Source organism: Nocardia mangyaensis (assembly GCF_001886715.1).
Classification (GTDB): domain Bacteria; phylum Actinomycetota; class Actinomycetes; order Mycobacteriales; family Mycobacteriaceae; genus Nocardia; species Nocardia mangyaensis.
The window spans coordinates 3000242-3013431 of the sequence record NZ_CP018082.1 but is presented as its reverse complement, the minus strand read 5'-3'; the positions used below and the strand labels follow the sequence as shown (position 1 = coordinate 3013431).

The 13190-nt window shown below is 67.3% G+C and carries 9 protein-coding genes (1 of these 9 cut by a window edge); 4 read left to right on the top strand and 5 right to left on the bottom strand.

The genetic code is table 11. The features are described 5' to 3' along the window. Positions 1 to 118: 118 nt before the first annotated feature. Positions 119 to 895, top strand: a complete 777-nt coding sequence (locus tag BOX37_RS13545; RefSeq protein WP_071927953.1) for a hypothetical protein — start codon at positions 119 to 121, stop codon at positions 893 to 895. Positions 896 to 994: 99 nt separating this feature from the next. Here BOX37_RS13545 and BOX37_RS13540 read toward each other — a convergent pair whose 3' ends face one another. Continuing rightward, positions 995 to 1381 (bottom strand): hypothetical protein, encoded by a 387-nt coding sequence (locus BOX37_RS13540; RefSeq protein WP_071927952.1) that lies wholly within the window; start codon positions 1379 to 1381, stop codon positions 995 to 997. Between the two features lie 442 nt (positions 1382 to 1823). On the opposite strand from BOX37_RS13540, the gene BOX37_RS13535 reads away from it, so the two are divergent. Together BOX37_RS13535 and BOX37_RS13530 are read left to right on the top strand one after the other, a co-directional pair. Further along, positions 1824 to 3350 carry a sulfatase family protein gene (locus BOX37_RS13535; protein WP_071927951.1) on the top strand — a complete coding sequence of 509 codons (1527 nt, stop codon included), beginning with the start codon at positions 1824 to 1826 and terminating at the stop codon, positions 3348 to 3350. A gap of 461 nt (positions 3351 to 3811) precedes the next feature. Further along, positions 3812 to 4825 (top strand): alpha/beta hydrolase family protein, encoded by a 1014-nt coding sequence (locus tag BOX37_RS13530; RefSeq protein ID WP_071927950.1) that lies wholly within the window; start codon positions 3812 to 3814, stop codon positions 4823 to 4825. 254 nt (positions 4826 to 5079) lie between these two features. Here BOX37_RS13530 and BOX37_RS13525 read toward each other — a convergent pair whose 3' ends face one another. Next, entirely contained in the window at positions 5080 to 5937 is an 858-nt protein-coding gene (locus BOX37_RS13525) for an MsnO8 family LLM class oxidoreductase (RefSeq protein WP_084759624.1), read from the bottom strand. A gap of 56 nt (positions 5938 to 5993) precedes the next feature. Between BOX37_RS13525 and BOX37_RS13520 the strand changes: the two genes are divergently transcribed. Continuing rightward, positions 5994 to 6308, top strand: coding sequence for a hypothetical protein (locus BOX37_RS13520; protein WP_071927949.1), 315 nt, complete (start codon positions 5994 to 5996; stop codon positions 6306 to 6308). A gap of 107 nt (positions 6309 to 6415) precedes the next feature. On the opposite strand, the gene BOX37_RS13515 is transcribed toward BOX37_RS13520, so the two are convergent. The 3 genes in view from BOX37_RS13515 to BOX37_RS13505 are tightly spaced (at most 57 nt apart) and all read right to left on the bottom strand, a layout consistent with a single transcriptional unit that may run on beyond the window. Further along, entirely contained in the window at positions 6416 to 6826 is a 411-nt protein-coding gene (locus tag BOX37_RS13515) for a hypothetical protein (RefSeq protein ID WP_156910390.1), read from the bottom strand. A gap of 32 nt (positions 6827 to 6858) precedes the next feature. Then, positions 6859 to 7395, bottom strand: a complete 537-nt coding sequence (locus tag BOX37_RS13510) for a PaaI family thioesterase (RefSeq protein WP_084759622.1) — start codon at positions 7393 to 7395, stop codon at positions 6859 to 6861. Between the two features lie 57 nt (positions 7396 to 7452). Next, positions 7453 to 13190: the end of a type I polyketide synthase gene (locus tag BOX37_RS13505; protein WP_071927947.1), read on the bottom strand. Its footprint extends 10675 nt past the window's final position; the window shows 5738 of its 16413 coding nt (coding positions 10676-16413); the start codon falls outside the window, past its right edge — the gene reads right to left on this strand; it ends in the stop codon at positions 7453 to 7455.

The following is a 13190-nucleotide window of genomic DNA, read 5'->3' as shown; positions in this document are numbered from 1 at the left end:
CCGATCAGCTCGCGGCGCCGCACACTGGCGCAGTGACGATGAGAAAACAGTGAGAACGGTTGACCGGACTCACACCCGCCCATACGCTCCACCCGCCGACTAATGACGGAGGTTGCCTGTGGCATTCGCCGACGCACGTGCCCACCGCGTTCTCCTCGCCGCCCTGGTCGTGACGTGGCTGGTCGCGTGCGCTCCCGACACCGAAACCGCCCGTCCCGACACCGATATCGAAATCCCGCCCGATGCCGTACTGACCGGACAGGTATCAGCGGTCGGACCCACCGATCTGGCGGTCGATATCGGCCTCGCGCGACCGGTGGCGGTGGCACTGGCCGGCATCGCCGTCGTCGACTGTGGTGCGGGTGGCGCCACCGCCTACGCGACCGGTCTGACCGAGCTGGCACCGGTCGGCGCTGTGGTGACGCTGGTGCGATCGAATGCGCACACCGAACCCGATCACGATCTCACCGCCTTCGTCCACGCCGCAGGCCAGGACCGGCTCGCCGAGACGAGCGTCAACGAGGTCCTGGTGCGGACCGGCCGCGCGCGGCTGAACCCGCCGGTCGACCACAGCGCGACCGCTGCGTCGGCGCGCGACCAGGTCGCCGCCGACACGGCGCGATTGCCTGAACCCGATCACGACTACCGCAGTGTGCTCGCAGCCGCAGAGGACGAGGCATGGCAGGCACGGCTGGGTCCGATCGGCGCCTGCGCGACGCGGCAGGACACACTCGATCGCGACCGCGATCCCGCACCGACGGCGCAGCCGACAGCACCGGCGACCGAGACGCCGGCGCTTCCGCGGATCGAGATCACCGTCCAGCGGCCCGACGTCGAGATCACCCTGCCGCGATCACCGCGTCCTCGCCCTTGCGAGCTCGTCGACCGCTGCTGACCCGACACGTCCGCAGGACGCCGGTTCTGAACGGCCGGGCTACACCCAAAGGACTCGGTGTAGCCCGGCCGCTCACTCATTGCGCGGGGGGTAGAACGGTCACCGCAGGAACGGGTGCCCCGGGATTCCCGGCAGCCCGAATCCCAGTCCCGGCAGCAGGCCCAGGCCCGGTGCGCCCCGATCCGCCGAGCCGGTACGGGGAACGAACACACCAGGACCCGGCACTCCAATACCTGGACCCGGATCGAGCACCGGCTTGGCACGTGGGACGAACACACCGGGGCCGTCGACGCCGATGCCGGGACCAGGGTCGGTCGGCCGTTCCTGGAATACGCCCGGGCCGGGCACACCAATACCCGGGCCCGGATCGACGGCCGACGCGACGCCGGAGAAGGCCGCGAGCGGGATCGCCGCCAGCGCTCCGACTGCCGCCGCACGTACCGCCAGCCGCCGCACGGAATTGCGCTGCTTTCGGTGTTCACTCATAACCAAACATCCTTTCGTTGGGGCCCTCCACGCATGAGATCTGATCGACGAACAAAGTTCCGAATCGTGAGGGGCGAGACCAAAGATAGGCGCGACCAGAACACGAGGAAACACTTGACAGCGTTCTCTCACCGAGTGCTCATCGTTCTCACCGAACCTTCACCCGATACCGGACCGGCTACCCCGACGCCACCCAGCGAGGTATCGAAATATGTTGTCTAACAGCATATGTCGATGGATCTAGCCCTCGCCGAATGTCGGAGGATCCACCTCGGAATGCGGATGCTCACCAGATGCGAACAAAGTCGCGTGAGAACGATGAGGAATCGATGAGGATCCGGTTCACGTGTCGCGCTATTCACACCGGCGAATTACCGTCGACGCGAATAGCTACACCCGACACAGAAGAGTCATCCCCGATACATACGATCCAGGAGTCTTCATGTTTCCCAGCCGCACACTACGGCGAGCACTGACCGCCCCCGCAGCGGCGCTGCTGGCGGTCACCGGCGGCCTGTCCGCGGCATCGGCCGCACCCGAACGCGTCGACGAGCGGCCGAACATTGTGATGATCCTCGCCGACGACCTGGACGCGACCACCACACCGGTCTGGGAGGCGATGCCACGCACCGCCGCGCTGATCCGTGATCGCGGTATGGAATTGACCGAGAGCTTCGCGCCCATGCCGATCTGCTGCGCTGCCCGCTCGTCCATCCTCACCGGACAGTACGGCCACAACACCGGAGTGCTCACCAACGCCGGACCGGTCGGCGGATTCGAATCATTCCGCGACAACGGCAACGAGGACCACACCATCGCCACCGTGCTCCACGACGCGGGCTACCGGACCGGCATGGCCGGCAAGTACATGAACGGTCTCGAGAACGACCCGGGCCACATCCCGCCCGGCTGGGACGACTGGAATGCCGGGGTCGACAACTTCCTGTACTCCGGCTACAACTACACCCTCAACGAGAACGGCACCTTCGTCAAATACGGTGTGACGCCGGCCGACTACCAGACCGACGTCATCGCGAACAAGTCGCGCGCCTTCATCACCGACGCCGCCGCGTCCGGGCAGCCGTTCTTCTGGTATGCCCTGCCCACCGCCCCACACTTCCCCATCCCGCCCGCACCCCGGCATATCCCCGAAACCCGGCCCACCGCCGCACCGCGCTCACCGAACTACCAGGAAGCCGATGTATCCGACAAGCCCTCCTGGCTCATCGACACCGCCGCGGCGCGCGCGGCCACCATCGCGGCCACCAACGACATCGACTACACCAACCGCCTCGGCTCACTGAAAGCTCTGGACGAGATGGTCGCCGACATCGTTGCGACTCTCGCGGCCACCAATGAACTGGACAACACCTACCTGGTGTTCACCTCCGACAACGGGTACAGCCTCGGTGCCCACCGGCTCACCCAGAAAATGGCCCCCTACGAGGAGTCCATGAGGGTGCCGCTCGCCATCGCCGGGCCAGGAATCTCGTCCGGACGCAGCGCCGCGATGGCGCTGTCGATCGATCTCGCCCCCACCCTCTTCGATTGGGCCGGTACCGACATTCCCGGCCATGTCGACGGCCGCTCTCTCGTCCCGGTCCTCGCCGGCGACGACACCGGGTGGCGCACAGACTTCCTGGCCGAATACGGTGGCGCGGGCTTCAATGGACGCAATGGCATCATCCAGGAGCAAGTCCCCGGCACCGAGACCCCCGCCATGTACATGTTCGACATGCCGTCATGGAGCGCGGTGCGCACCGGCCGATACCTGTACACGCGCTGGTACGACCGCGAACGTCCCCTCGAAGACCGCGAATACGAACTCTACGACCTGGAAGTCGACCCCTATCAGCTGACCAACCTCATCAAGACCGATGAGGGCCGCGCCGCAAACGCCCAACTGGTCGAGGACCTCGACCGTCGCCTCACCGAACTGAACTCCTGTACCTCCCTGTCCTGCCACTGAACGATCCACTCATCGTGGACAACCCTGCCGTCGGCGAGGGTTTGGTGACGTATCCAGGTGTTGATCTGCCGACGGTCGGTCTCGCTGAGCGAGCCAGGGATCCCCACGTGCGCCGGACCGGTCGCGTCAAAGCCACCGATACCGGTGGACTTGACACTGGCACACCCACGGGATCTGACCGTCATTCGGCATGGGCGGTCGAAACGGCCCCATCGTCTCTACCTGTGGCCGAATCGCTGCCTACTCCGCTCGACCGATGTCGAGGCAGCGGACCAGCGTGCTCACGTGAGAACATCTCCGTCCCCGCCGGATGGTCAGGCACCCCGACCGACCACGCAAGCACTGTGGAGCCGTCGTCGTCCGTGCCGAGGGACGATGCCCAACAAACAGCGAGTCCTACCGGTTCGTGGCATGGTTGGATCTTGTCGGTCGGATCAGTCTTCCGAATGGGGTGCCACGCGATGAGCTATCCGAAGTCCCGGTGGGTGATCGGTGCGCTGCTGTCAGTCGTGATTGCGGGATCAGTTCTGGTTGCGGGATCAGTTCTGGTTGCCGGTGCAGTCGCGCTGGAGCGCAGGTCCGATCAGGGCGGCGCCTCGCCCCAGGAACGACAGTGCGCGGAGCGCGGATGGCGACCCGCCGTCGTCGACGTGTCAGGCACGCCGCGCGACGTGCAGTGGAAAGGCCCGGATCGGTCCTGGTCCAAAGGTGCGATCATCGTCATGCACGGCGGCGGTGGCGAGCATGTCCAGTGGTGCGGGTCGAATTTCGGCTCAGCGGCGGCGCAAGTCCGATTCAGCGAGCTCGCCGTCGAAGAAGGCTTCGCCGTCTTTCTGCTCAATTCGTCGAGCGAGGTGAGCGACAACCAGGGTCGGATCTGCGGCAAGATCTGGGACGACGAGGTTCGAGACCGACCGAATCTGGATCTGCCGTTCATCGAACAGGTTATGCAGCAAGTGATTCCGTCGCTGCGGCCTGCCGACAGCGAGGACGCGATCTACCTTACCGGCCTGTCTTCCGGAGGGTATATGGCCGTTCGGGCAGCTACCCATCTCAACACGCTCGTCACTGCTTTCGCACCGGTTTCCAGCGGAGACCCCTACGGCTGGCATCGAAGATGCGAGCCAGGACTGACAGCGCGCATCAAGGTCGAAGGCGCGGGATACGACAACGAGACCGGCAAGCACATCATCGAGCGGAATTCCTGTCTATCGCAGAGCTACCCGAACGAAGCCCGCTGGGACGACGGACAGGCACCGACCAAACCGACGTTCCGACTTTTCCATCACGAGATGGACGGCATCAACGATGTATCGTGCGCAGACAAGGTCGCTCGCCAGCTACGCTCGCACGGCTATCCGGGCGAACCGGACTTCCTGCTTCGCGGAGGGCGGCGCAGTCTGGCGAACCATCTCTGGCAAGACGAGTACAACCGTCCCATCCTGGACTTCTTCACGAGCAGTCTCGATCGATGAAGACCCATGTCTCTCCAAGGAACTGGCCACGATCTCCCTACCGAGACGCTCATAACCTCGTCAACCGGGCGTCGGTGGGGCGCAAGCACTTGTCGATGCGGGACTACGCGACGATGTGCCGGGGGGACTGCTGCACGGATACGTGACATCTGATCTGTGGTGCCGACCCGGCCCTGCTGGAAGGATGTGGCCTGATCCCCGTCGATGGGACCAGGTGGACTCGATATCGGGACCCGCCAACACGACCTGGCGGCTCAGAACCAGCTGTCAGCAAGCAGGTTCAGGGAGCGCTGCCGCACTGCGGGGTCGTAGGCGTAGGTAACGGTAATGAGCTCGTCCGCGCCGGTGCGCTCCACGAACTCTTCCAGCTCCCGAACGACCGTCGGCGGCGCCCCGACAGCCTTGATACGCAGCATCGCGTGATCACGACCGCCCTGGGCAGCAACCTGGCCGGGGTCGACGGGCGGCTGGAGCTTGCGTCGCCGACCGCTCTGGACATCGAGGAACATCTGCTCCAGTGTGGTGAACTCTCGCTCGGCCTCCTCGGCCGTCGGTGCCACCATGACGTTGATGCCCGCCATCAAGTACGGCTCGGCGATCTGCGCGGTGGGGGCGGAACTGGAAAACGTGTCCCGGTAAACCCTCGCGGCCTCGTCCAGCTGATCGGGCGCAAAGTGCGAGGCGAGGGCGAACGGCAAGCCGAGCTGGCCGGCGATAGAAGCTCCGTTGACCGTGGACCCCAGTACCCAGATGGGGACTTCGGTTCCTGCGGACACAGCTGAGACGATCGGGGCGGTCCGGGCTGTTCCGTCTGCGCTGAACCAGCCCTGCAGATCGAAGATGTTCTCCGCAAAAGCCTGCGGTTCGCCCGATGACCGGCTCAGGGCGCGAGCGGTCATCATGTCCGTACCCGGGGCACGGCCGAGACCCAAATCGATTCGGTCGCCGTACATATTAGCGAGAGTCCCATACTGCTCGGCAACCATCAGCGGCGCATGGTTGGGCAGCATCACACCGCCGGATCCCACGCGGATCCGTTCGGTCACCGAGGCCGCCTGAGCGATCAGCAGCGACGTGGCACTGGCGGCGAGGCTGGCAGTATCCTGAGACAGGGCTGGCGACGCTCGCCGAGGGCTACCGTGTCTTCCTGACCGACCGAGAACTCCCGATGGTGCTGTTGTATGGGTTCGCCGCGTCGGGCAGCAACCCCACCGTCGGGGATGAGGTCCGTGAGCGTTTCGGCCGGATCTACTCGCTGATCGGTGACCTCTCCGGTGCGAACGTGACCGACGTTCGCAGGTTCGTATCCAGCGGAATGCTGATTACCATGTTGACCGCCATGCAGGTCGTAGGTGAGGACGCCGTCGAATTGCCGTGGGCACAGCAGATTCTCGACAGTATGCCCTTGCAGGCGCCATTGCGCGGACCCAGCTCGCTCCCCGAGCAGGGTCCCGCGCAGAGGAACTGCGGTGGGTCGCAATGAACCTATCGCGGCGGCGCGGCGAGCAAGGATCGCGCGAACCAGACGACGATCGCGACGCGGCCAGCTGCACTCCTGCAACTTGTGTAGCTGGCCGCGCGTCTGTCATGTCAGTCGAAGAAGCACTGACCGTTCACGACGCCACTCGGGGTGACTGTGAACCTGGTGTTCGTTGTGGTCGGCAACGCCGGCGGAGGCACAGCCGGGTTCACACACTGGAATCCGGTCAGGGTCTCGGCCGCATGCGGCGCGGGGCTGGAGGCAACAAGCTTGCCGTGGAAACGGGCGTGGCCGCCGCCGGACGGGAGCGAGATCGCGTCGAAGCAGAATGTGAACACGTAGCCGCCGTACGAGAACAGATTGTCGCTCTGCGCAGGACAGGTGCGGTAGTGCAACGCCCCTTCCTGTGCGGTCGCCATCGGCGCCGCAACCAGACTCGCGGCCAATGCCGCGCCGCCCATGAGAGCTACGGCGGTGAGTCGGTTGTTCCGTATCCTCCGAATCATGACGTCCGAAACCATTCGTTCCTGCTTTCCTTGATACAGCTGATCACTCAGCGTGCGCCCATGACGATGAAATTCGCGGTGGCCTGAGCGTAGAGCCGATCCGTCGAGTCCAGTAGCTGCGCCTGTGCGGCCGCAGCGCTGCGGCCCACATGCAACGGGGTGGCGACGGCACGCAACACGCCTGTCTCCCCGGTCACCCGACGCAGCAGATTGATATTCAGTCCCGTGGTGCTGACGATGGATCCCTCTCCGACGCGAGACTGCACCGCAATCCACATGGCAGCGTCCAACACCGTGCCGATCACGCCGCCTGCGACGATGCCGATCACGTTCTGATGCCGCTGATCGGGTGTCAATTCGACGACCACCCGCCCCGGCTCGGCCTCTGCGACTCGGAAGTTCATCAGTTCGCCGATCGGTGGGTTCGCGAGCTCGCCTGAGGTCATACCCGCCATCAGCTCCTCGCGCGACATCTGGAATGCGCGCAGCGCGACTGCGGCCGGGTCGCTCCAGCGCACCCGCAGCTCACTCGTGCCGTCCGCCAGGATTGTCACTTCCTGCGGGACCGTGTTGTTCTCGACCACTGGTTCTCCCTGTGTTGATTGCTGTTCGGAACTGTTCTCGATGTCCTCATCGGTCCCCTATCCGGCCAAGCCGTCGATCAGGGAGAACAGGTCATCGGCGGTGGTCGCGGACTGGACCGCGGTGGCAGCATCCCTGGTCTTGCCGGTCTCCGCGCCGTCTCGCCCGTCCAGCGCCTGCGCGGCGATGGACCGAAGTTGCCGCGCCAGAGCTGCTTTCGCGTCTGCCGAGGACAGCGACGCGATCAGCGTGCGCAGCGCGGTCAGCTGCTCGTCGACCTGTTCCTCTGGTCCCGCTCCCGCGATCCGGGCGCGCAGCAGCTCGGCGACCGCGGCGACGGTTGGATGGTCGAACACCAGCGTCGACGGCAGGCTCAGACCGGTGGCGCGAGCCAGCTGATTGCGGAACTCGACGCCACCGAGAGAGTCGAAACCCATCTCGTTGAACGGGGTGTCGACGTCGACGGCGTCCGCCGACTCATGCCCGAGCACCGTTGCCGCCTGTTCTCGGACGAAACCGAGAATCAGCGCGGGCCGCTCGGCCTCGGGCGCCGCGGCCACCCGATCACCGAATTGTCCGGCGCGCTCGACCTGCCTGCGCACCGGCACGGACACGAGGCCGCTCAGCACCTCGGGCAGCATGCCCGCCCGCGCCTGGGCAGCCAACGCCCCGTGATCGAACAGCACACCGGCGACGACCGGTTGCCCGGCCGTGAGCGCGGCGTCGAACAGCGCGAGCCCCTCGGCATCATCGAGCACCCGCAACCCGAGCCGGCGTAGCCGGGCCACGCTCGACGCGTCCAGTTCGCCGGTCATGCCCGCGCCCTGATGCCACGGGCCCCACGCCAACGACAGCGCGGGCAGTCCGGCGGCGGCCCGACCGCGGGCCAGCGCGTCGAGCACGCTGTTCGCGGCCACATAGTTCGCCTGTCCGGGCGAGCCGAGCACGGCCGCCGCCGACGAGTACAGCACGAACGCCGCCAGCGGGCGCTCCTTCGTGAGCTCGTGCAGATGCAGCGCCGCAACAGCTTTCGGGTTGAGTACCCGATCCAACTGCGCGGCGGTGAGCGTCTCGACGGTGGCGTCATCGAGGACGCCGGCCGCATGGATCACGCCGGTCAACGGATACTCGGCCGGGATCGTCGCGAGTGCCGCCGACAGCGCGGTGCGGTCGCCGACGTCGCAGGCTACGACGTCGGCGTGGGCACCGAATGCCGCCAGATCGGCGATCAGCGCGTCGACGCCCGGCGCGGCTGGTCCGCGCCGGGAAAGCAGCAGCAGTCGTCGCACGCCGTAGTCGGCCACCAGATGCCGAGCCGTCACCGCGCCCAATCCGCCGGTGCCGCCGGTGATCACGACGGCACCGTCCGACAGCGCCGGACGCTGCGCCGGGCGGCCTACGTCCGCCGCACGTAGGCGCGGGACGAGCAGCTGTCCGTCCCGCACCGCCAGCTGCGGCTCGTCGCTCGCGGCGGCGGTCGCGAGCAGCGCGGCGTCGAGTCGCCCGGCGTGGTCCACGAGCACGATCCGGCCCGGATGCTCCGCCTGGGCGCTGCGGAGCAGTCCGGCCACCGCTGCCGATACCGGGTCCGGCGACTCGCCCGGCAGACCCGCCGCCCGGCGAGTCAGCGCTACCAGCCGCGTCGACGCGGTCCGCGGCTCGGCGAGCCAAGCCAGGAGAATGCCGTGCGCCGCATGGACTTCGGCGCACAGATCCGCGACCGCGTCACCGGTGCGCTCGCCGGCGTCGGACTGCCAGGCGACGATCGCCGGAATCTTCTCGCAGACGAGCAGCTCCGCGAGGTCGAGCGGCGTGCTGTCGATGCCCGCGACAGGCGCGGCGCCCAGCACACCGATCGTGTCCGGCGCCGTCGCCGGACCGGTCGCCGCGATCCAGTCGATGCCGAGCACCGGCTCACGACGGCGGGCTTTGATCGCGGTCAGTGCCTGCGTGTCGATCGGGCGGGTCACCAGCGCGTCGATCGTCAGTACCGGAGTGCCTGCGGCGTCGACGAGCGCGATGCGTGCCCCGCCGTCGCCACTTCGCGCCACGCGGGCGCGCACTGCCGCCGCGCCGCCGCGGTGCAGTCGCACGCCGGAGAACGAAAACGGCAGCGGCAACATGCCGTCTGGCAGTTCCGCGACCAGACCGTCGATCGCGGCGTGCAGGCAGGCGTCCAGCAGCGCCGGGTGCATGCCGAACTGTTCGGCGGAGGCCGCGGTCGCCTCGTCCAGCGAGACCTCGGCATAGGTGTCGGCGCCGCGCTGCCACGCGGCGGTCACGCCCTGGAAGGCGGGACCGTATCCGAATCCGAGCTCGGTGAGCCGGTCGTACATGGCGTCGCGGTCGACGGTCGTCGCCTCGCGTGGTGGCCACGGATCGCGGAAAGTCGCCGGCCCTTCGGCGTCGGCGTCACGCAGTGTGCCGGTCGCGTGCAGTGTCCAGGCGAGGTGGCGCGCGTTCTCACCACCGGACCGGCGATCGGGTCGCGAGTGAATCGTGAAGGGGCGGCGGCCATCGGTGTCGGCGTCGCCAACCTTCAGCTGCAGGTGAACGGCGCCATCATCGTCCAGCGCCAGCGGGGCCTCGAGGAGCAGCTCGTCCACGATCTCGGCGCCGATCTCGGCGCCGGCCGCCAATGCCAGGTCGACGAACGCGGTTCCCGGCAGCAGCGTCGCACCGAACACAGTGTGGTCGGCGAGCCACGGCTGCGCGCGCGGAGACAATCGTCCGGTGAACAGCCATTCGTCGACACCGGCGATCGGGGACGACGCGGTGAGCAGCGGATGTCGGTTCGTTCCGGCTGCCGTGGCCAGAGGGTCGACCGCCAGCCAGTAGCGCTCGCGCTGGAAGGCATACGTGGGCAGGGTGATTCGCGCGGCAGTGCGGCCCGCGAACAGGGGCGCCCAGTCGATCGCGACGCCCGCGCAGTAGGCGTCAGCCAGCGCGGCGACGATCTGCTCGACCTCGTCGACGGTGCGGCGAGACGCCGCGACCACCAACGAGCGCGTGGCGAGATCCTCCGACAGTGCCTGCCGAGTCATGTTGGCCAGCACCGCATCCGGGCCGATCTCCACGAACCGGCGCACCCCCGTCCGAGTCAGCGTCTCCACTGCCGGCGCGAACCGGACCGCATCGCGCACTTGCCGCACCCAGTACTCGGGCGTGCACAGCTCATTCTCGGCCATCGCACCGGATACGGTGGAGCACAGGGCGATTCGCGGCGCCTGGAATACCAGATCGGCGGCGATCTGCGCGTACTGGGTGAGCATCGGCTCGATCAACGCCGAGTGGAAGGCATGACTCACCGCCAGTCGACTGGTCTTCACCCCGTCTGCATTCAGCTGCGCCTCGAGCACCGAGATCTCCGCAACCGCACCGGAGAACACCACCGCGTTCGGCGCGTTCACCGCCGCCAAAGACACGGCCCCGAAGCCGCCGACGGGCCCGGTGTCGGTGCCTGCTTCAGCGTGCGTGCCTGCCCCCAGCAACTCCAGTGCCCGCTCCTCGCTGACCGCAGCCGCCAACATCGCCCCACCCGACGGCAGAGCACCCATCAACCGACCACGCGCAGCAACCAAACGACACGCATCCGACAGACTCCACACACCAGCCACATACGCCGCCACCAGCTCACCGATCGAATGGCCAGCCACCACATCCGGCACCACACCGAACGACTCGATCAGGCGATACAACGCCACCTCGAACGCGAACAACGCGGGCTGAGTGAACTCCGTCCGATCCAGCAAACCCGCGACCTCGGCGCCGGTTCCCGTTTCGGGAGTGTCATCGTCGTCGATCGCCCCGGCCGAGAAATCGTGGGTACTGTCTGCCACGCTGGCGGACATCACGTCCCGCAGCGAAATCCCGAGCAGAGGGTCGAACTCCGCGCACACCTCGTCCAAGGCCCGCGCGAATACCGGGAACGCCGCAGACAGGCCCGCGCCCATCCCGATCCGCTGCGCGCCCTGACCGGTGAACAGAAACGCCGTCTTGCCCGAACCGCACACACCGTAGACCGCACCGGGCTTCGGTGAATTCGCCGCCAGCGCGGCCAGACCCGACAGCAGCTGGTTCCGATCCTGCCCGAGGACAACTCCCCGATGATCCAGCTGCGCTCGCGAACTCCATTGCGCCGCCGCAACATCCGACAGCTCCGCGTCGGGGTTCTCCTGTAGCCAGTCGTGCAGCCGCAGCGCCTGCGCCCGCAGCGCCGACTCCGACTTCGCCGATACCAGCAGTGGGGGCGTAACACTCACCGCACTGCTCTGGTCCACCTCATCCGACGCCGCTGCGACGCTGCCCGCCGGAGCCGACCGCGCGCCACCGACCGCTGCCACAGCGGGCGGCGCTTCTTCGAGGATCACATGCGCGTTCGTGCCACTGATCCCGAACGACGACACACCCGCCCGACGCACCCGATCACCCACCGGCCACGGCTCCGACTCTGTCAGCAGACGCACCGCACCCGCGGACCAGTCGACATATGGCGACGGCGCATCCACATGCAGGGTCGCGGGTAGCGTCTCGTGCCGCAGCGCCTGCACCATCTTGATCACACCGCCCACACCAGCAGCAGCTTGGGTATGACCGATGTTCGACTTCAGAGCACCGACCCGCAAGGGTTCACTGCGATCCTGGCCATAGGCATTCAGCAAGGCCTGCGCCTCGATCGGATCGCCCAATGTCGTACCGGTCCCGTGCGCCTCCACCACATCCACATCCACCGAGGACAGACCCGACGCGGCCAACGCCTGCGCGATCACCCGCTCCTGCGACGGACCATTCGGCGCGGTGAGCCCGTTGCTCGCACCGTCTTGATTGATCGCGCTACCACGGACCACCGCCAACACCCGATGGTCCAACCGCTGTGCGTCCGAGAGCCGCTCGAGCACAAGCACACCAACGCCCTCGGACCAGGCAACGCCATCCGCAGACGCCGAGAATGCTTTGCAGCGCCCGTCTTTCGACAAGCCACGCTGACGTGAGAACTCGACGAACAACAGCGGAGTGGACATCACGGTGACGCCGCCGACGAGCGCCATCGACGCCTCACCCTGCCGCAGCGCCTGTGCCGCCAAATGCAGCGCGACCAGCGATGACGAACAGGCGGTGTCGACGGTCACCGCGGGGCCCTCCAAGCCGAGCGAATACGCGACGCGGCCCGAGACGACACTGCCTGCCGAACCAGTCGCCAGATAGCCCTCCGCGGCGCCGCCCGCGGCGCGCGCGGTGTGCTCGTAGTCCTGATACATGACGCCCGCGTACACACCGGTATCGCTGCCGCGCAACGACGTCGGATCGATCCCCGCGTCCTCGAGCGCCTCCCACGACGCCTCGAGCAACAAGCGCTGCTGCGGATCCATCGCCGCCGCCTCACGCGGCCCGATCCCGAAGAACCCGGCATCGAAATCGCCTGCGTTGTCCAGGAACCCGGCCTCGCGCACATAGCAGGTGCCCGGCACGTCCGGGTCGTCGTCGAAGAGCCGATCCAGGTGCCAGCCGCGGTCGTCCGGGAAATCGGAGATCGCGTCGGACCCGGAGTCGACGAGGTCCCACAGCTGATCGGGCGTGCTCACGCCGCCGGGATAGCGGCAGGCCATGCCGACGATCACAATCGGGTCGTCGGTCAGCACCCGGCGCGTCCGTGTCGGCGCGGGCGTGTGCCCGCCGTCGAAACTCGCGCGGAGGAACCGCGCCACGGCCGCCGCGGTCGGGTGGTCGAACACCAGCGTCGACGGCAGCGTCGCCGCGGTGGCCGCAGCGAGCCGATTGCGGAATTCGACACCGCTGA